Raw genomic sequence first — 19,805 nt, 5'->3', positions numbered from 1 at the left:
ATAAAAAAGGCAGATAAGTTCAACATCTGGTAGCTGTTCATCGCAGAAGTAGGGTAGGGTCAAACAGCACAACAGAAGATAATTTTTATTTGCTATAGATATAATTTTCAACATCGTTTATTATCATTTCTACACTGCCAAATTCTGATGATCTTGTTCTTTCGAGGTTGAATGATTAAATTTCTTTATTGATCATGTAGTAAAATGAAATACTTATCCGTAACTTTGCGGCCTCAAATTAAAAACAATGAATGCAACCTTAACTGTCTCAGAAGAAGACCTTTATAAAAGACGTCACCGTATTCGTATCGCGGTATCTTTATTCTTTTTTTGTCAGGGGATTGCCTTTGCTTCGTGGGCAAGCCGCATCCCTGTTATTAAAGAGCGACTCCATTTGAGCGAGGCTCAGCTGGGAACTATTTTACTGATGCTGCCTGTGGGGCAACTGGCCACTATGGCTCTTTCGGGCAAGCTGGTTACCAAATATGGCAGCGCCAAAGTACTTCGCATTGTGCCGATAGCGTATGTATTGGTTTTGTGTGCGATCGCTTTTGCACAAAACGCCTGGCAACTGGGTGCCATTTTATTCTTGTTTGGGGTGACGGGAAATATGTGCAATATTTCGGTCAACACGCAAGGCGTAGCCACTGAACAGATTTTCAAAAAATCTATCATGACTTCCTTCCATGGTGCCTGGAGTATCGCTGGTTTTACAGGTGCACTGGTGGGACTGCTGACCATGAATCTCGGGCTGGACACATTCACCCATTTTTTGATTATATTACTTTTCGTGGTTGGTAACACCTTAATCAATCAAAAGTACCTCGTCCCGGGAAAGTCTCCACAAAAGGAAAAACGGAGTTTTTTCGCTAAACCGGAAGGAAGCTTATTGCAGCTTGGCATCATTGGCTTTTTCAGTATGGCAACAGAAGGCGCCATGTTTGACTGGAGCGGAGTCTACTTTAAAGAGATTGTGCATGCTCCCGAAAAATTCGTGGTCGTTGGCTATGCTTCGTTTATGGTGATGATGGCCATAGGCCGTTTTGTTGGTGACGGTGCCATCCGCAGGCTTGGACGTAAGAGGACGTTACAATATAGCGGTCTCCTGATGTTTGCGGGGATGATGACCTCGGTTGTATTTCCACAGTTTTTTGTATGCACACTTGCTTTTATGCTAGTGGGCATAGGCGTTGCCTGCAATGTACCATCTGTGTACAGCCTTGCTGGGCAGAATAAAAATGTCCCGTCGGGGGTGGCACTGGCCATGGTCTCTAGCATCAGTTACCTCGGCTTTCTGATGGGACCGCCCTTAATCGGCTATATTGCGGAAGTCTTTAGCCTCCGTTACTCTTACGGTATCTTCGCCTGTTTCGGTCTGCTGATGTTTTTTATGGTTGGGCGATTATCGTTATTCAAAGAAAATCAAGAGGCTTAACCGTACAAAGAAGGCTTTCCGCAGCAGATCCTGCTTACAGTAAACAAAACAGGAGAAATAACTTCCTGCTATTTCTCCTGGAAAAGGAAAACATGACCGCATGCTTCCTTCTTGTAGCCCCGAGCAGAATCGAACTGCTATCAAATGTTTAGGAAACATCTATTCTATCCGTTGAACTACGGGGCCTTTTCAAAAGCCAAACTTAGGTTTATTTTACAAATAAGTCAATAGTTAGATGAAATTCCATCTGATCTTTTTCTAAAAAAGCACGAATTCGTCATTGAATTGCCCCATAGGGCACCGTCGTTCATGGCCGCTCCGGCAGGACTTATACAGCTCAGCACATAACTGAATCGATCGGCTGTATAACGCCTGTTTTTGGTTCAGAGGCTGCTGTGCCAGCGTCTATGAAAAGGAGTCAAACTAACTGTCCAGCATATATGCTAAATAGGACCTATGCTTCACTTTGTCATTTCTGAGGTGCTATGGGTATTAAAACCGAAAAAATAAGGTGACAGGAAAAGAAAAAATGTGGAGGGAGAAGGATTCGAACCTTCGAAGCCGAAGCAACGGATTTACAGTCCGTCCCATTTGACCGCTCTGGAACCCCTCCAGCATTGTTCTGTGTGGAACAGAACGTCGCAAAAGTAGGTTTTGCATAGCGTTTGTGCAATTATTTCGCGCTATAAATTCGTAACTCCCGCTATATGAATTGCTTTATTTTTTTGACGTGGCCTGCAGTCCAGCAAATAGCGAGGATAGGATTGTGTTAATATAAAAAAAACTTATTGTTATATTCTGGTCATAATAGATTTTGACAATAGTACATTGGTAAAATCAATTCGCTTTTTGGCCGGCTTTGCCTTATCTTTGTGTCAACAAAAAAAGAAAGATATATTATGAGTTTCACAGGTAAAAGTTTTCCAAGCATTACAGTAGATGCAATCGATTATTTAGGTGACAATTTGCAGATCAACGTTTTTGAAAAGGCAGTTAAAGAAGGTAAAAAAGTACTTTTGTTCTGGTATCCAAAAGATTTCACTTTTGTGTGTCCTACTGAACTACATGCTTTCCAAGAGGCAGCCGCTGAATTTGAAAAACGCAACACGATCTTAATCGGTGCTTCTTGCGATACAAACGAAGTTCACTTTGCTTGGTTAAATACAGCAAAAGATAACGGTGGTATTGAAGGTGTTGAATACCCTATCTTAGCGGATACCAACCGTAACTTATCGAGCGTATTGGGTATCTTGGACGTTCAAGAAGTCGAGCATCCTGAGTATGGCACTTTAGCTCAAGGTTCTGCTGTTACTTACAGAGCGACTTATTTGATCGACGAGACTGGCCGTGTATTCCACGAGTCTGTAAACGATATGCCTCTTGGCCGTAATGTAAAAGAGTATTTGCGTTTGATCGATGCTTATGCTCACGTACAAAAGTTTGGCGAGGTATGTCCAGCAAACTGGGAAGAAGGTAAGGATGCCATGAATGCAGACAGAAAAGGTGTTGCTGAATATTTAGCAAAACACTAACTATAAAAGGCCTTTGGTCTTAATCAACAGGGGCCTGTACCCGGCTCCTGTTCTTTTCTCTATCAACTTAATAATAAAATCATGTTACAGGAATTAGAAAACGATAATTTACAAGAAATTGTAAACAACAACGATATTGTCATGGTACAATATGCCGCAACTTGGTGTGGCAATTGCAAAATCATGAAACCGAAATTCAAAAAATTGGCCGGCGAAAACGATTCGGTACCGTTTATCATTGCGGATGCCGAAAAATTTCCTGAATCCCGCAAATTAGCCAATGTCAACAACCTGCCGACATTCGCAGCATTCAAAAACGGCAAATTGGTGAATCAGGTACAAACAAATAAGTTGGACGCATTAGTAGAATTATTCAATGAAGCTACCAGTAATTAAACATCTGACAGAATTCATCGAGCAAAATGATGTCGACTATGTATTGGAGACCATTGAGACGTTGGAAGCGCTTACCGAAGCTCCACTGAAAGATGAGGAACTCGACGTAATCGGTGAATTGATTTCAAACCTATACGGAGCTGTAGAGGTTGACAAATTAATCAAAGAAGGTCATTCCAAAAAAGATGCCTTAAATATGTTCATGAAACGTGTTTTAGGTGCAATTGATAAATAATCTACCGTCTGATTTTAAGTGCATTGAAGTGAAGCTTTCTTTTCATACCATTAGCAACACCGCGCTAAATTGTTGACAAAATTTAGCAATGTGGAAAACTAATTGAAGGAATCTGACAGAACTAAATATTTTCTACATATATTTACTATGTTAAAGGTTGCCACTTGGAGCGAAGCGACAAAATAACTATTCTCTAAAACTATTCGTTTCAAGAAAAAATATTTTAATTGTTAAACGGAAATTCCAGCGTGGTTGGGATTTCCGTTTTTTTATGGACTGGAAGCTTTCCTGCTTCATCATTCTGATCCAAGCTGTTTTAGCAGAATATATACATTAAAATTACAATGTGTGGATGTACGATTTTCAATGAAATCTTTATCTTTAAACATGCGAAAACCGTTTCTTTCTGTCATCATCATTTTGTCCAGTCTCTTCTCAAAGTCAACTGTACAGGCACAAAATCCGCAATGGAACGCTGCAGAAATCAAGCTAAACCTCGAAAAGCTGAATGTCCTGGGTTCCGTTTTATATTTTGCAGCACACCCAGACGATGAAAACACACGTCTGATTGCCTGGCTCGCCCAGGAGAAAAAATATAAAACCGGCTACCTGTCGTTGACACGTGGTGACGGGGGACAAAACCTGATCGGTACTGAGCAAGGTATCGAATTGGGGCTCATCAGGACACAGGAACTGCTGGCTGCACGCCGGATAGACAAGGGTGAACAGTTTTTCTCTTCAGCTTATGATTTTGGATTTTCCAAAACGCCGGAAGAAACGTTTGCCTTCTGGGACAAGCAACGTGTATTGCGTGAAGCCGTATGGCTGATCCGGAAATTTAGACCAGATGTCATTATCACAAGGTTTCCACCCGACGCCAGAGGAGGGCATGGACATCATCAGGCTTCGGCCATACTCGCTCATGAAGCCTTTAAAGCAGCGGCAGATCCCCAACAGTTCCCAGAGCAGCTGGAGCATGTGCAGCCATGGCAAGCCAAACGCCTGCTATGGAATACCTTCAATTTTGGGGGCCAGGACAATACGGCCGAGGACCAGCTGAAAGTCGATATAGGTGCATATAACGCACTTCTCGGAGCTTCCTACGGCGAAATTGCCGCACATAGCCGTTCATCTCATAAAAGCCAGGGTTTCGGATCTGCAGCACAACGCGGTTCATCCACGGAATATTTTGAATATGTAGACGGTGTGCCGGCATCGACCTCTCTGCTAGAAGGTGTTGACACCTCCTGGAAAAGAGTAAAAAACAGTGCTAAAGTTCAGTCCAGGATTTTGAAAATCATCCAAAATTACCAAGTCGACAGGCCCGAAGCATCCGTATCGGATCTGATCCAACTTCATCAGGAACTGGACCAGATCGATGACGTCTATTGGCGCGGCGAAAAGAAAAAAGAGGTAGAAAAGCTCATCCTTGCCTGCAGCGGAATCTGGTTTGAGAGCATTGCAAGAAATACTGATTACGCCGTAGGAGATCGAATCCACATAGACAATGCGATTATCACCAGAGCAACAGGAGTGGATGTTGAGCTGCTAAAATTAAATGGAAAAGCGATCAACAAGAAGCTCGCTGGCAACCTTCTTTTTAAAGATTCGATCTTTGTAAACGCAGATAATCTGACACAGCCCTATTGGCTGATAGAGGCTCATGCCAAAGGCAAGTTTAATGTTAGTGATTTTAGCCTTACAGGCTATCCTGACAACCCCAACAAGCCTAAGGTACACTTCGAACTGGCAGTCAACGGCATGCCAATCGCATTTGACCAGGATATTGAATATAAGTATACGGATCCGGTGCGTGGTGAGCTTTATCATCCGATAGCGATCATGCCGCAGATCACGGCTAAAAGCGAAAGCCCATTGGCCCTGATCCGAAATGGCGAAGCGATAAACATTCGTGTCAGCTTTCAGAAGCATGGGCAAATACCGAATCAAGCGGCCAAGCTCAGAGTGCTTGCCCCTAAAGGATGGGAAATCGTTCCTACGGAACTAGATCTCCAATTTGATGCCCATACAAGAGTGCTCTCGAAAGAAATTCATATCAGACCACTAGACGCCGACATTTCTTCTATTGACACCCTCCGCTTTCAGCAGGAACAGAAGGAACCCTTGACAGAGGTGAAAGCGATAGATTACTCACATATTCCGGAAATTGTCTACTTTCCTGAGACCGCGATTAAAATCAGCAATATCCAGCTGCTTAACGAGGTCAAACATGTGGCTTATGTTCATGGTGCTGGAGACCTTATCCCTGAATCCCTAAATGCCATCGGAATTCACGTGGATGTGCTAAGCAGCGAACAGCTATTAAAAACCGATCTTGCTGCTTATGATGCGGTGATTCTAGGCGTACGAAGCTTCAATGTCAATAAAAATATCGCACAGGTCCAGACCAAGCTTTTGGACTACGTCCAAGGAGGAGGTACAGTACTGACACAATATAATGTTAGCAATGGCCTTGTTTCGAAGAATTTTGGTCCTTATGCTTTTTCCCTTGGAAGAAACCGTGTCACAGATGAACTTGCTCCTGTCCATTATGACGAAAAAGATCCTGTTTTTAACTATCCGAATAAAATCACAGCGGCAGATTTTGAAAACTGGGTACAGGAGAGAGGTCTATATTTTGCGGAAAACATTGACAAGCGGTATAGAACGCCTATCGCCATGCATGATCCGGGCGAAGGTTTACATAAAGGCTCTTTATTGGTCACTTCTTATGGTAAAGGCAAGTTTGTTTATACTTCCTTATCTTTTTTTAGACAATTACCGGCTGGAGTTCCCGGAGCTTATAGATTATTTGTAAATTTGTTATCAAAATCAAAATAAATATCATAATGGAAAATCAGATTGACAACAACTGCACACCAATAGATGCTGGTAAAGCAAAAGGAATTATTCTTTTGGTTGCTGTAATATTCGGTGCATTAATTGGCTTCACTGCAAATGAGACATTTCTAAGCATCATTGGCGGTGCTGTTATTGGATTGATCATCGCTGCGTTTTTTAACAGTGTTATCTATCCGCAAAAACCCTCAGATAGATAAACTATATGATGAATAGCTGGAAACGCTTCTATTGGATGGTCGTTATCTGGCTATTTATATGCATTCTTTTTCTGTACTTTTTTACCCTTTACTATACATGAGTGCAGCAGATTGGATCGTTTTATTGCTGACGCTTTTGCTAATTGTTACCTACGGTATCTACAAAAGTAGGGGTATAAAAAATATTGATGGCTACCTTTTGGGCAATCGCTCTTTGCCCTGGTACCATGTAGGGCTCTCGGTAATGGCGACTCAGGCGAGTGCCATTACCTTTTTATCGGCTCCCGGTCTGGCATACTCCTCAGGAATGAGTTTTGTGCAGTTCTACTTTGGTCTCCCACTGGCGATGATTGTACTCTGCATTACATTTATTCCGATATTTCACCGATTGAAGGTGTTTACTGCCTACGAGTTTCTGGAAAAACGCTTTGATGTCCGCACACGTGGACTTACAGCGCTGTTATTTCTGATTCAGCGCGGCATATCTACAGGCATAACAATTTTCGCACCTGCACTGATTATTTCCACCATCCTGCATATTGACCTTACGCTGACTACCTTGGCGATTGGAAGCTTTGTAGTCATCTATACCACGTACGGTGGCACTAAGGCAGTTTCGCATACGCAATTACTTCAGATGAGCATTATATTTGGTTCGTTGCTTATTGCAGGTCTGCTCGTCATCCACCTCCTTCCTGCAGATATTGGGCTCTCTAAAGCACTCCATATTGCTGGAAAATCCGGAAAGACCAACGCGTTGGATTTTACATTTGACCTGAACAATAATTATACACTCTGGACGGGATTAATTGGAGGCTTTTTTCTGCAGTTATCGTATTTTGGTACTGATCAAAGCCAGGTGGGGCGATATCTGACGGGGTCTTCCGTTAAAGAAAGCCGTATGGGACTCATCATGAATGGTCTCCTAAAGGTCCCGATGCAATTTGCCATCTTGCTGATCGGCATCCTCGTTTTTGTTTACTACCAGTATCACCAACCGCCTATCTTTTTCAATCAGGTGGAAATACAGAAATTAAAAGAAAGCCCCTATGCCCAAGCTTACCAAGATCTGGAACACAAACATGCGGAGTTGTTTAAAGAGCGGCTTTCCATCGTGAATAGTGTAAATGATGCTATGAATCAGGATGATCAAGATCGAGTTTCCTTATCCCGAGACGCATTACAACAGGTAAATACAGCATTACAGCTGGTAAAAGACAGTACACTTACTTTGATTAAGAGGGTCAATCCAGCCGCAGAAACCAATGACAATAATTACGTGTTTCTATCGTTCGTCACCAGAACCTTTCCAAAGGGTTTGATCGGATTACTCATTGCGGTTATCTTCCTTGCCTCAATGGGATCAACAGCAAGTGCCATCAACTCGCTGGCTTCTACAACGACAATCGATATATACAAACGCTTTGTCAATCCCAACGCAAGCGAAAAACAAGATCTTTTATGGTCACGTATTTTTACCATGGTGTGGGGAATCTTTACCGTTATCATCGCTCTATACGCCAACAAACTGGGCAATCTATTGGAAGCTGTCAATATATTAGGTTCACTGTTTTATGGCACTATTCTGGGAATCTTTATCGTCGCCTTCTATCAGAAAAAAGTTAGAGGTAAAGCGGTTTTCATTGCGGCTATATTGTCAGAGCTTATAGTCATTGGAATCTGGCTATTGGACAAAATACCATTCCTTTGGCTCAATCTGGTCGGCTGCCTGGCTGTAATGATCATCGCCCACTGTGTTCAGCGCCTTTCGAAGCCTTAGCGCGCTACATCCTGAGCTATATTCCCGGTCTTCCATCCATACGTTATCCGAACTGACATACACTGATCGGCACAGGGCCCAAAGAGCTACTTTACAGTTAATACTTCTGGTAAATATTGTATAAGACACTTTTGTCGTAAACGGTCAGTTCGGGTGTGGTATCCCGTATAATAAACTTTCGCTTAAATGCCACAATGGCGGCTTTGAGATTGGAAGTATCGTAACCGATGACTTTAAGAGCATCAATAGGGTTAAAATTCTCAGGGGGTGCAACGAGCTGGCCCTCATCATACCAGATACCAAACCCTTTAGAAGCAAGCTTTTTCCATGGAAAAAACACACTAGGGTCATTTTTACGTGCCGGAGCGATATCAGCATGGCCAATAAAGTTGCTATTGGGAATCAAATAACGGGCTTTTAGGGTATCCAAAACCGTGATCAAGGAATTGATCTGTGCATCGGGAAAAGGTTCCCTGCCATTATTGTCCAGTTCAATGCCTATGGAGCAGGAATTCATATCTGTAATAGTTCCCCATTTAGCAACTCCCGCATGCCATGAGCGTATGTAGTCGTTTAACATCTGGATAATTTCACCGTTTCGTCCGATCACATAATGTGAACTGACCTTTGTACGCGGGATCTGAAATGTTTTGATAGTCTGCGCAACGCTGTCCTGCGCAGTATGGTGTATAATGACAAAGTTGGGCTTCCGGACATCATAATGAATTGCTTTCTCCTGTCGCCAATAGGGGTGGGAACCCGTCTTTTGGAGCATGATAACCTTTCGCTCTTCCGGTGTCAGCTGATTCGTGTCCGGCTCCGACAGCACCTTTTCTTCCAGTACAGCACCGGCAACAAATGCCGTGATCAATGGCTTCGATACGGTGGCCTGCACCTTGGACTTACAGCTCGCCAAAGACAACAATACAGAAAGTAAAATTCCAAATGACACCGGTCTGACCATTATTTCGGTAAACTATATACAATACCCATCGCCAATGATTGGCTCAACTGTACCCTTGAAATCACATCCGGGTCATAGATCATGATACCATTTAGGTTGACATTGATCACCCGACTGACTTTTGCCGTGACGGTAACATCCATACGATGCGTGGGATCCGAAATCTTTTCGTAGTCGGCAAATAAATTGTAACGAGCCTTGACATTCAGCTTGTCGGTAAAGTTTTTATCCAAGTTGGCGGTTAGCTGAAAAGCCAGCGCGTTGGCAAATGTGCGGTCTTCTTTCACGCCAAATCTTTCGCCGGTACCGGCTGCGGGATTGTTCGGATCCCTATAGTAACCATATTTTTGAAAAAATCCCTCTCCAGAACGTGGTTTTACCCGTTCATCCAAAATAAACGTCTGCCGCGCGGTACCTGTACCAAAACGCAATGAAAATTCATTGCTCGGCTTATATTCAAGACCGAAAGATTCAGTCAGATAGGCGGGAGCCATAAATGCATTTTCAATATAATCAATAGTATCTTTTCCGTTTACAGTCTTGTATTTATAACCAGCATCAAATTGTGATTCGAAGGTAACGGATGTAAACAGCGCCCAATTTGTGGAAAGCTTATAGGATAACTTGTTATCCCAAAATATACGGTCGTTATTCTTTTTTGCAATGTTATTGTTGTTCTTGATCTTACCATAACGCAAATCTACCTCCGTCACAAAGTTAAAATTGTCGCGGGTATAGTCAGATTTGTGATTAGCATTGAGGCCTACAGCGATAGAACCTACACCACCACCTTTCCAGTTGTCGTTGAAAGAAGCCTGGTTCAAATTGATCCCAAATTTGGTCCAATGTTTCCAGTAATCCACCTCAAGATCCAGTTTAGGAATAACCGGGCGGATCGTTTTGATATTTAAGGGTTGCTCTTTTTGTACAGAAATTACGGTATCTGGTTTTGCTCTAAGATCTTTTAGATCCTGTGCCTGTATGCTCGTAAAAGAAAGGCAAAGCACAGCGATGCCGACAAAATTGAATAACTTCATTCTGAAAATGTCTATATTTTTGTTTACGGTACTAATTTATAATTAATTGTTGGAAAAGGCTCAATAAAATATTGAGAAGGGTTCAATCGATAACGCGAATAGCAATCTTTAATATAGTTTGTCAGTTCATAGTCGCTCGCAGCAAGAATAAAAAAGTACGACGGTCTAAAAATCCTTCTGAACTTTTCGGATTCGTCAAAACTGAGGCCGGTCACTTTACTGATCAGCTCCTTCGTAAATTTATAATCGATAACATTTTCTTTATAATCATTTTCAATAGTCTTGGTCAGCCTTCGCGCTCTTTTGGCTTCTTTACTGAATAAACTATAAATAGAATTTATACTTAGTCCCGCACCATGAGGACCTACGGAAAAGACATCTCCATATCCAGCAAGACGATATGCTTTATTATAATCTTCTCGCGCTTTTTTTAGTATCTCCTCTGGACTCTTACGTGCTAATACCTGCACCTCATCAATGTAAATAGACTCCCGTAATAAATGAAACAGAAGGAGACCTTTGTCATCAACAGCCAATGTGTCCGGAAAATAGCCTTTGCTCATGGCGACAATCCGGTCCCCAATACGTGCCTGAAGATCGAATTCGCCCTTGATATTATTATAGATGACATTGCCCGTCCGCAGGTTAGCGAGCTTCACATTGCCTAAACGCTGTTTGGTGTTTTTATCAAAAACAATACCTTCCACTCTTTTCGTCTGACAGAAAAGTAGCGTATAGCTGCCAAGAACCAGCGCGGATAGCAAGATATATTGTATAAACTTCACTTTCGTAAAACTACTATATAGCTATACAAAACTGAAATATTTAACATCTTTTAAAGCGTAACTATTTAGATATAACTAATAGCTGTCCAAGGGAAAGTGTATCCTCTGTAAGACCATTGAGGGATTTGATCTGCTCAACGGACACATTGTACAGTTTGCTCAGCGAATAGAGCGTTTCCTGAGCTTTGACTTCATGGATACGCATCGCTACAGGGCTCTTGATCGAGTCCGTTGTGGCAAGGGCAGGCGGTGTTTCCTGAACATGTTGTACAATTTCCTCTTTTACAACTTCTTCCCGGATTACCTTTTCACGCGATGTCTCACCACGGTCGTATTGGTCAAGATGATAGCGTTCAATCATCTCAATCAACAGATCCGGATAACGTGGATTGGTGGCATATCCGGCAGCTTTAAGGCCTCTGGCCCAACCTTTATAATCATTTTTGTCCAGCTTAAAAAGCGCTGCGTAACGAGGCCGGAGAAGAAACTCAGAATGGTCACGGAAAGACTGTTGGGGACTATCGTATACACGGAAACAATCATTGATTCGGTCATCTGGTCTTGTTACCGATTTACCTTTCCATACACCACCACATTTTATACCAAAATGATTATTTGCTTCGCGCGCCAGATAACTATTGCCGTTACCGGATTCCAGTAGAGCCTGGGCAAGTTTAATGCTGGCCGGAATTCCATATTTATTCATTTCAGCAATTGCTATATCCTTATATTGGGCAATATAGTCATTGCCAGCCATACTTGGCCGGCCGATTGCAGAAGATGAAGAAGTTTTTGAATTTGAACCGGATTTAGTGGAGGATAACGTGCCTCTCCGGCTTGAACATGATGTAATCAACACCATGAATACACACATGCCATAAAAAAACTTCTTCATGCAATAACTTCGTACTTATTTTTTTGTTGACGAGAATCTATTTTGCCTGGAATCGTTATCAAACATATCAAGATGATATAATCTGATCGTTTTGAGTACTTTGGCTGTCCAGTCCTTACTTGTAGAGTATCCCGAACGGGCAATTGCCTTGACCCAAGCTTCATATTTCTCTCCCGGATGTTTTTCAAAAAGGCTTTGGGTAGTCTTCTTTCTTTTTACTATTCCTACAAAATCATTATAGGAATCTAATACTGAACGATAACCCTTGTAGGCTGATCGAATAACCGTACTGTTATTCCTACCTTTGACCCCAAAATGGTTGTTCAAATTTTTTGCTATCCTGCTTCGTCCATTTCCGCTTTCGTGCATGGCAATGGCCAAGATAACCGATGCTGGAACACCATGTTCCTCCATCATTTCTTTTGCTATTGGACTGTACTTTTCGACATATGCCGGACTTTGAGCTGAAACTTTTGCTGTTCCAAAAATCGCCAAAGCCAGTATCAGTACAAAGCTTTTTAATTGTTTTAAATTCATGAAGAATGTTTTAGTTCACAAATTACTTCTTGCGCAATGCAAAAAGTCCGTCTCGAATTGGCAATATTACCTTTTCTACTCGCTTGTCCTGAGCTAAACGTGCATTCAAATCAATGATCTGCTTTGTTTGATTGTCTGGTTTTGCTTCCAATACCTTACCTTTCCATAAGACATTGTCAATCAAAATAAGTCCCCCAGACGGAACTTGATTTATTATCGTTTCGAAATAATATAAATTTCTCTTTTTATCAGCGTCGATAAACACCAGATCAAATGTTTCATTCAATGTGGGTATTATCGTTGCAGCATCACCAATATGATATCGAATTTTATCCGCAAATTCAGATGCATCAAAATAAGCTTGAACACGTTCCTGCAGCTCCTCGTTGATGTCTATGCTGTGGATGATCCCGTCATGTCTGAGCCCCTCAGCGAGACATAATGTGGCATAGCCAGTAAATGTCCCAATCTCCAGAATACGTTTTGGAGCAACCAATTTACTCAATAAAGAAAGAACCCTTCCTTGATAATGTCCAGATAACATATGGGGCATTGTTTCCTTCAAATAAGTCTCCCGATTTACCCTTTTCAGTAACGAATTTTCTTCGTCTGTAGTATGTTCCAAATAGGACTCTAAATCGTCGGCAACAATTTCCATAACCACAAAGGTATCAAAAAACATCTTTATGAAAAAAATATTTTTTTATAAATACCTAATAATCAACAGCATATAATTACCTCTTTGTAAAGAGCTTTCTGTTATAAATGCCTCAAATGCGCAGAAACGCAGAAAACGATTTTTTTTAATTTGCCTCTTTCCGGATGTTGATTCATAAAAAATATGCCCTCGGAACGCTGAGTTACCGAGGGCATATATTTATTATTAAACAATAAAAATTAGGCAAGATCAGCCGTAATCAGCCTCAAAAATTCAGAGCGGGTTACATCGTTCTGGAAGGCTCCTGTAAATGCTGAGGTTGTCGTTACAGAATTTTGCTTTTGGACCCCGCGCATTGCCATACACATATGTTTACACTCCATTACCACAGCGACACCACGAGCTCCCAAAGTTTCCTGAATGCAATCCCTGATCTCGTTGGTTAGACGCTCCTGAACTTGAAGGCGACGTGCAAAAATATCGACGACACGTGGAATCTTGCTCAGCCCCACGATGTGACCATTGGGGATATAAGCAATATGAGCTTTACCGAAGAAAGGTAACATATGGTGTTCACATAGGGAATAAACTTCGATATCCTTTACCACAACCATTTGGCTGTAGTCTTCTTCAAACATCGCACCCCGCAGTACTTCAGCGGCATCAATATCGTATCCGTGGGTCAAAAACTGCAATGCTTTGGCGACTCGTTCCGGAGTTTTGAGCAGACCTTCGCGTTTTGGATCTTCGCCCAGGCTTTCTAATATATCGGTATAATGCGAAGCGATGCGATCTACCTTCTCCGTATTGTATTTGTCGATCTTGATGTATCCATCCAGCTCTTCGCTTTCAAATGAGTGTTGACTCATAGTTTGTACTATTTAATGTATTAAAGATTAGTCGCCAAAATATTCGACGTAGTTATTTTCGGTTTCATGTAAACGGACACAATGCAATGATACGCCCTGTTGTTCAAACAGCGGTTTGAGGATATTGAATATCTCTATGGCGATGTTCTCGGTAGAAGCCATGACCCCCTGCATAAAATCAACATCCAAATTGAAATTACGGTGATCTACTTTATCGATGATACTGCGGTTGATGATCTCTTTCATGACCTTTAAATCAATCAAAAAGCCGGTTTCCGGATTTACGTTGCCCTTGACCGTGACAAAAAGGTCATAGTTATGCCCATGCCAATTTGGGTTGGAACACAGGCCAAATACCTGCTCATTTTGTTCATCGCTCCAATCTTCACGATACAGCTTGTGAGCAGCACAAAAACGTTCTCGACGAGTTATAAATACCATAATAGTACAAAGATACGGGTTTATGCTCAATTTTAACATTTCTATTTTCGCAATGCCGTCAGAATACCGTAATATAATAGGATGTAGTTTATGTTTTGGAACAGGAACAGATTCATGAAGATTATTCGTAAATTTCGTTTTTATAATGAGATTATCATGAAAGTACTAATCGTAGCTGCAACACAATTTGAACTACAGCCTTTTCTTGAAGTTGCAATTAATTACCCAGAGTGTGACACCCTCATTACAGGTGTTGGAATGGTGGCCACCGCATATGAATTAGGTAGAGTATTGCATCAAAACAACGCATATGACATACTGATCAACATCGGCATCGGTGGCTGCTTTGATCGCAGCTTACCCATCGGCCAGGTCGTCCAGGTTGTGTCAGACAGGTTTATTGAATTGGGGGCCGAAGACGATGAGGCCTTTTTATCAATCGAGCAGTTGGGATATGGCAAGTCCACATTTCGGTCTCCGTTATATTTAGGAAAAGAAATAGCCCTACCTTTTTTACCGCAAAGGCATGGCATCACGGTGAATAAGGTTCATGGTAATGAAGAAACGATACGCAGGATCGCTACATTGTATCCAGAGAGTTGCGTCGAGAGTATGGAAGGCGCTGCAGTCTTCTTTGCAGGTGAAAAAATGGACCTCCCTGTTATCGAGCTTCGTGGTATCTCCAATTATGTAGAGAAGAGGAACCGTGCCACGTGGAACATTCCCCAGGCGATAATGCATAGTAATAAGGCACTTATACAAACCTTGGATTACTTGCGGAACCAATTTGATAAAATTTGATACAAAAGTCATTTACTTATTAAAAAATGACATAAAACTATAGAAATACGTTGGTTGAATCTTCAAAATATCAATTTTAAATAGTAGATTTGTAATCTAAAAATTGACACTATTTTACAACTGATGAGAGAAATACAATTCAGAGAAGCACTTCGCGAAGCAATGAGCGAAGAAATGCGTAAAGACGACAAAATATTTTTATTGGGTGAAGAAGTTGCAGAGTATAATGGAGCTTACAAAGTAAGTCAAGGTATGCTGGATGAGTTCGGTGCCAAACGGATTATCGATACACCTATTGCCGAACTTGGTTTTGCAGGGATCGCTGTGGGAGCCGCAATGAATGGTCTTAGACCAATTGTTGAATTCATGACTTTCAACTTTTCACTTGTGGCGATAGATCAGGTGATCAACGCCGCTGCCAAAATTTACTCCATGAGCGGTGGACAGTTCTCTATCCCAATGGTGTTTCGCGGTCCGACAGGTAATGCAGGACAGCTTGCGGCACAACACTCTCAGAACTTCGAAAACTGGTATGCTAACACGCCAGGTTTAAAAGTTGTTGTTCCTTCAAATCCTTATGACGCGAAAGGTTTGTTAAAATCGGCTATCATTGACCCAGATCCAGTGATTTTTATGGAGTCCGAGGTGATGTACGGTGATAAAGGTCAAGTCCCGGAAGAAGAATATTACCTAGAAATTGGAAAGGCAAATATTATCCAACAAGGTACTGACGTTACCGTTGTATCTTTTGGCAAAATGCTTCCTCGAGTTGTTATCCCAGCAGTTGAAGAATTGACAAAAGAAGGTATCAGTGTAGAACTGATCGATTTACGTTCGGTACGTCCTATTGATTATCCAACGATTATCGAATCTGTTAAGAAAACAAACCGCTTGGTTATCGTCGAAGAAGCCTGGCCGCTAGCATCTATATCGACTGATTTAGGTTTCCATGTACAGCGCAATGCATTTGATTATCTGGATGCGCCGGTAATCCGTGTTAACTGTGCAGATGTGCCGCTTCCATATGCTCCGACATTGATTGAAGCAGCTTTACCAAATGTTGCCAAGGTAGTTAAGGCTGTAAAAGAAGTTTCTTACATCAAAAAATAACATAGACATTTTACGGTTAATTATATAAAAAATCCCTTTTATCGATGATAAAAGGGATTTTTTATATAATTTAGTTTTTCACGTATAGTACATGTCCAATTATTAACAAACGAAAGCAAAATGAAAAAACGCACAATGACAAGTCTTATCGCTGTATTTGCATTTATTGCAACTTCTGTATCAGCGCAGCAGAAATATACGCTCAAGGTAAAACCGGAAGAGGGAAAGAAAATCGCACAACAGGTAGCCATGACAATGGATATCGAAACCCAAGGACAACAGATTGCCACCGACTTGACGATGGGATACGATATGATTAATACTGCAAAAAAAGAGGACACCTACTTATTTGAGATCAAGTACACCGGTATTAACATGAAAATGAACAGTGCAGGACTGGAGATGGCCTACGATTCAAAAAATCCAGAAGCTAATGAATTTGCTAAACAAATGCATGCCACAGTTGGCAAGCTATTGGAGAACAACGTCAGGCTTTCTATCGATCAGTACGGTAAATCGACGGATATCACGTTGCCGGAGGGGGTGAACCTTCCATTTGACAAAAGTATGTTTGAAAATATCAGTACTGTACTTCCCGAACAGCCAGTGGGTATTGGCGAGTCATGGACTTCGAAAACAGAATCAGATGAATCAGGAATGCTGGCCGAAAGTAAACTTACCCTTGTTGAAGTGAATGATCAAGGCTATAAGGTGAATGTAGAAGGTAAAATGTTTGGTCCGGACGCAAAGCAAGCTGGCAGTATCCAAGGCTTCTATATTTTGGACAAGCAAACCTGCCTGACGAAAATAACAGAATTGACGAGTGATATCGATATGACTGAAGTAAAAATCAAAACTGTGCTGAAATGCCAATAGGTATAAAAAAAGGGCTTATAGCCCTTTTTTTATATTATACGCTCATTAGGCGTTTATTTCTTCTTTGTATTGTTCTGCGGATAGCAATGCATCGACATCGGCTGCATTGTTTAATTTAATTCGTACAATCCAGCCCTCGCCATATGGATCAGAATTAACCAATTCAGGAGACGCATCAATTGCCTCATTAACAGCTAAAATTGTTGCTGTAACCGGTAAAAACAAATCAGAAACTGTTTTTACGGCTTCGATTGTACCAAAGACTTCGTTTGCGGCAATTTCCTCACCCACAGTGTTAATATCAACAAAAACGATGTCCCCCAATTCACGTTGAGCGAAATCGGTAATCCCTACAACTGCTTCATCACCTTCAACACGAATCCATTCGTGATCTTTGGTGTATTTCAATTCTGCTGGAAAATTCATTGTATCTAATTTTTTGATTTTTAATGCCGTGAAGTTACAAAATATCTTCAATTGTCAAAAATGATATTCATCATAAGATTTTTGTGTTTATTTTTAGGTCATGAATCCTCAAATTACTAAGCTTTACGAGATCGCGAAAAAAAAAGAACGCCGGATAATTGGCTTGATGTCTGGTACGTCCCTTGATGGACTTGATATTGCCTTGTGCAGAATAGAAAATGCTGGAAAAAAAAGCAAAATAAGCTTAGAAAAGTTCATCACCATGGATTATGAGGAGGATTTCCGTTCGAAAGTACGCGAAATTTTTGCAAAGCGAATAATCGACCAGCAAGTATTCTCAGGGCTAAACGCTTATGTAGGTATTGTGCATGCCAGGCTGATCAACCAAGCTCTCCAAGCTTGGGGTATCTCCGCAGCTGAAATCGACTGCATCGCAAGCCATGGACAAACGGTCTATCACGCCCCACAGTCACTGACAAAAGACCTCGGCTGGCCCAATAGTACACTACAGATAGGGGATGGGGATCATATTGCGGTAGATACAGGGATAATCACCCTTTCCGACTTTAGGCAAAAGCACATTGCCGCTGGGGGAGAAGGCGCTCCATTAGCGGCCTATGGAGATTACTTACTGTTTTCTCATCCGACAGAAAATCGATTTTTGCTCAATATTGGCGGTATTTCCAATTTTACATTCATCCCAAACCAGTACAGCGAGTTAAAAGCGTATGCTACGGATCTGGGGCCAGGCAATACCTTGATGAACCAATTCATGAAAGCTCATTTCGGCGTAGAGATGGATAAAGATGCCACAACCGCTAAAAAAGGCAGTGTTCATAATGGCCTATTGGAACAGCTATTATCCGAGGAATTCCTTTCATTGGATTTCCCAAAAACGACAGGACCTGAACTCTTTAACTTATCCTATCTTAGAAAAGCGCAGCAAAAGTCGGGTACACTTGAGCTGTCGGCACAAAATGTAATGGCTACGCTTAACCGCTTTTCGGCACAGGCCATAGTCAATGCCATCCAAAAGCAGTCCGCCGGATTAGATAATGTTGCCGTATATATCAGTGGGGGCGGGCTACATAACCCCTTGCTTGTAGACCATATCAAGGGGAAACTGGGTAAAATAGCAGTATTGAGCTTTGATGCTTTAGGCATTGATCCTGATGCGAAAGAAGCCCTGCTCTTTGCTCTATTGGCTAACGAAACACTCGCTGGCAACAGATCCCATGTCGCCAACATCAAAGATTCTCCTGCAATATGTATGGGCAAAATAAGTTTACCACAATAGCTAATCACCCGCTATCGCTTCGTGTAAAAACTCTTTAAACGGAAGCATTCTTTTGTAAGAAGTAACAATATCTTGCAGAGCGTTTTTGCCTGAAAGCGCATTAACTGTTAAAGGCTGATCCATAACAAAGCTCTTTAACTTGATCAGATCAATATAGGGATTATCTTCTCCATAACCGGCAGGAGCACGTTTTAGCAGATCTTCCTTGTAAAGTGTAATCTTTCCGTCTTCTAAAACTTGATTTATAATTTTTGTCAGCTGCTCCCCATTATAGTCAATTTCCTGTCTAATGGCATCAAGGTGTTGTTTTTCAGGCCGCCAATATCCACAAGCTATAAATGAGTTTTCAGCACCAATATGAATGTAGTATTCAGGTCCCTGTAATTTACGTCCATCGACAGATATGCCAGCTCCAAACCAAGTTTTATAAGGTGTTTTATCATTTGAAAAACGCGTATCTCTGTAAATGCGGAATAAACATTTATTGGCTTGTATGGACGTGTTGATTTTCGGATCGATTTCGCTCAGTGCAGCGATTAACTCTGTCAAAAAAACACGGACATCTGCCAAGGCAGCTTCATATTGATTGCGGTTTTCAGTAAACCATTCACGCGAATTATTTTCCTTCAGTTCGCTGAGAAAATCAAAGGTCGATTTTTGAATGTAGGCCAT

Annotated in this window: 21 protein-coding genes and 2 tRNA genes; 11 read left to right on the top strand and 12 right to left on the bottom strand. The window is 41.5% G+C overall.

Annotated elements, in window-relative coordinates:
- Nucleotides 1–247: 247 nt before the first annotated feature.
- Nucleotides 248–1,435 (top strand): MFS transporter, encoded by a 1,188-nt coding sequence (locus K7A41_RS07520; protein WP_265713200.1) that lies wholly within the window; start codon nt 248–250, stop codon nt 1,433–1,435.
- A gap of 114 nt (nt 1,436–1,549) precedes the next feature.
- Here K7A41_RS07520 and K7A41_RS07515 read toward each other — a convergent pair.
- Together K7A41_RS07515 and K7A41_RS07510 are read right to left on the bottom strand one after the other, a co-directional pair.
- Nucleotides 1,550–1,621 (bottom strand) — tRNA-Arg (locus K7A41_RS07515).
- 346 nt (nt 1,622–1,967) lie between these two features.
- Nucleotides 1,968–2,048, bottom strand: a tRNA-Tyr gene (locus K7A41_RS07510).
- Between the two features lie 286 nt (nt 2,049–2,334).
- Between K7A41_RS07510 and K7A41_RS07505 the strand changes: the two genes are divergently transcribed.
- The 6 genes from K7A41_RS07505 (at nt 2,335) to K7A41_RS07480 (ending at nt 8,437) form a co-directional block, all read left to right on the top strand.
- Nucleotides 2,335–2,967, top strand: a complete 633-nt coding sequence (locus K7A41_RS07505; protein ID WP_028071150.1) for a peroxiredoxin — start codon at nt 2,335–2,337, stop codon at nt 2,965–2,967.
- Nucleotides 2,968–3,048: 81 nt separating this feature from the next.
- The gene (locus K7A41_RS07500; protein ID WP_028071149.1) at nt 3,049–3,363 is read left to right on the top strand and encodes a thioredoxin family protein; all 315 of its coding nucleotides are present in this window, start codon (nt 3,049–3,051) and stop codon (nt 3,361–3,363) included.
- Nucleotides 3,344–3,598, top strand: a complete 255-nt coding sequence (locus tag K7A41_RS07495; protein WP_028071148.1) for a DUF6952 family protein — start codon at nt 3,344–3,346, stop codon at nt 3,596–3,598. The genes K7A41_RS07500 and K7A41_RS07495 overlap by 20 nt, the downstream gene beginning before the upstream one ends.
- A gap of 387 nt (nt 3,599–3,985) precedes the next feature.
- The gene (locus K7A41_RS07490; protein ID WP_265713198.1) at nt 3,986–6,439 is read left to right on the top strand and encodes a PIG-L family deacetylase; all 2,454 of its coding nucleotides are present in this window, start codon (nt 3,986–3,988) and stop codon (nt 6,437–6,439) included.
- 8 nt (nt 6,440–6,447) lie between these two features.
- A complete protein-coding gene (locus tag K7A41_RS07485; protein WP_265713195.1) occupies nt 6,448–6,657 on the top strand; it encodes a hypothetical protein in 210 nt (69 codons plus the stop codon).
- A 97-nt stretch (nt 6,658–6,754) separates the two neighbouring features.
- A complete protein-coding gene (locus tag K7A41_RS07480; protein WP_265713193.1) occupies nt 6,755–8,437 on the top strand; it encodes a sodium:solute symporter in 1,683 nt (560 codons plus the stop codon).
- Between the two features lie 97 nt (nt 8,438–8,534).
- On the opposite strand, the gene K7A41_RS07475 is transcribed toward K7A41_RS07480, so the two are convergent.
- From K7A41_RS07475 to K7A41_RS07440, 8 genes are all read right to left on the bottom strand, one after another.
- Nucleotides 8,535–9,389 carry an N-acetylmuramoyl-L-alanine amidase gene (locus tag K7A41_RS07475; RefSeq protein WP_265713192.1) on the bottom strand — a complete coding sequence of 285 codons (855 nt, stop codon included), beginning with the start codon at nt 9,387–9,389 and terminating at the stop codon, nt 8,535–8,537.
- An 11-nt stretch (nt 9,390–9,400) separates the two neighbouring features.
- Nucleotides 9,401–10,438: a DUF3078 domain-containing protein gene (locus tag K7A41_RS07470; RefSeq protein ID WP_028071142.1), complete on the bottom strand. Its 1,038-nt coding sequence runs from the start codon at nt 10,436–10,438 to the stop codon at nt 9,401–9,403.
- Nucleotides 10,439–10,461: 23 nt separating this feature from the next.
- On the bottom strand, nt 10,462–11,223 hold the full coding sequence (locus K7A41_RS07465) for a hypothetical protein (protein WP_265713189.1): 762 nt from the start codon (nt 11,221–11,223) through the stop codon (nt 10,462–10,464).
- Nucleotides 11,224–11,284: 61 nt separating this feature from the next.
- A complete protein-coding gene (locus tag K7A41_RS07460) occupies nt 11,285–12,118 on the bottom strand; it encodes a glucosaminidase domain-containing protein (protein WP_028071141.1) in 834 nt (277 codons plus the stop codon).
- A 15-nt stretch (nt 12,119–12,133) separates the two neighbouring features.
- Nucleotides 12,134–12,655: a glucosaminidase domain-containing protein gene (locus K7A41_RS07455; RefSeq protein WP_051607168.1), complete on the bottom strand. Its 522-nt coding sequence runs from the start codon at nt 12,653–12,655 to the stop codon at nt 12,134–12,136.
- 22 nt (nt 12,656–12,677) lie between these two features.
- Nucleotides 12,678–13,313 (bottom strand): O-methyltransferase, encoded by a 636-nt coding sequence (locus tag K7A41_RS07450; RefSeq protein ID WP_028071140.1) that lies wholly within the window; start codon nt 13,311–13,313, stop codon nt 12,678–12,680.
- 239 nt (nt 13,314–13,552) lie between these two features.
- Nucleotides 13,553–14,182 (bottom strand): GTP cyclohydrolase I FolE, encoded by a 630-nt coding sequence (gene folE, locus K7A41_RS07445; protein WP_028071139.1) that lies wholly within the window; start codon nt 14,180–14,182, stop codon nt 13,553–13,555.
- A gap of 27 nt (nt 14,183–14,209) precedes the next feature.
- Nucleotides 14,210–14,623: a 6-pyruvoyl trahydropterin synthase family protein gene (locus tag K7A41_RS07440; protein WP_265713188.1), complete on the bottom strand. Its 414-nt coding sequence runs from the start codon at nt 14,621–14,623 to the stop codon at nt 14,210–14,212.
- 90 nt (nt 14,624–14,713) lie between these two features.
- Between K7A41_RS07440 and mqnB the strand changes: the two genes are divergently transcribed.
- The 3 genes from mqnB to K7A41_RS07425 all read left to right on the top strand — a co-directional run bounded on the left by mqnB (nt 14,714) and on the right by K7A41_RS07425 (nt 17,410).
- Entirely contained in the window at nt 14,714–15,424 is a 711-nt protein-coding gene (mqnB, locus tag K7A41_RS07435; protein WP_265713187.1) for a futalosine hydrolase, read from the top strand.
- Nucleotides 15,425–15,547: 123 nt separating this feature from the next.
- Nucleotides 15,548–16,534, top strand: a complete 987-nt coding sequence (locus K7A41_RS07430) for a pyruvate dehydrogenase complex E1 component subunit beta (RefSeq protein ID WP_028071136.1) — start codon at nt 15,548–15,550, stop codon at nt 16,532–16,534.
- A 120-nt stretch (nt 16,535–16,654) separates the two neighbouring features.
- Complete coding sequence (locus K7A41_RS07425; protein WP_028071135.1) at nt 16,655–17,410, top strand: DUF6263 family protein; 756 nt, start codon at nt 16,655–16,657, stop codon at nt 17,408–17,410.
- Nucleotides 17,411–17,455: 45 nt separating this feature from the next.
- Here the strand turns inward: K7A41_RS07425 and gcvH are convergent, their stop codons facing one another.
- Nucleotides 17,456–17,836, bottom strand: a complete 381-nt coding sequence (gene gcvH / locus K7A41_RS07420; RefSeq protein ID WP_028071134.1) for a glycine cleavage system protein GcvH — start codon at nt 17,834–17,836, stop codon at nt 17,456–17,458.
- A 100-nt stretch (nt 17,837–17,936) separates the two neighbouring features.
- Between gcvH and K7A41_RS07415 the strand changes: the two genes are divergently transcribed.
- Entirely contained in the window at nt 17,937–19,133 is a 1,197-nt protein-coding gene (locus K7A41_RS07415; RefSeq protein ID WP_028071133.1) for an anhydro-N-acetylmuramic acid kinase, read from the top strand.
- Here K7A41_RS07415 and K7A41_RS07410 read toward each other — a convergent pair whose 3' ends face one another.
- Entirely contained in the window at nt 19,134–19,805 is a 672-nt protein-coding gene (locus K7A41_RS07410) for a DUF2461 domain-containing protein (protein WP_265713186.1), read from the bottom strand.

Origin of the sequence: Sphingobacterium sp. InxBP1 (assembly GCF_026191775.1) — a bacterium.
GTDB classification, from domain to species: domain Bacteria; phylum Bacteroidota; class Bacteroidia; order Sphingobacteriales; family Sphingobacteriaceae; genus Sphingobacterium; species Sphingobacterium thalpophilum.
The sequence above is the reverse complement of the archived record's forward strand: the minus strand, read 5'-3'. Positions and strand labels throughout refer to the sequence as shown.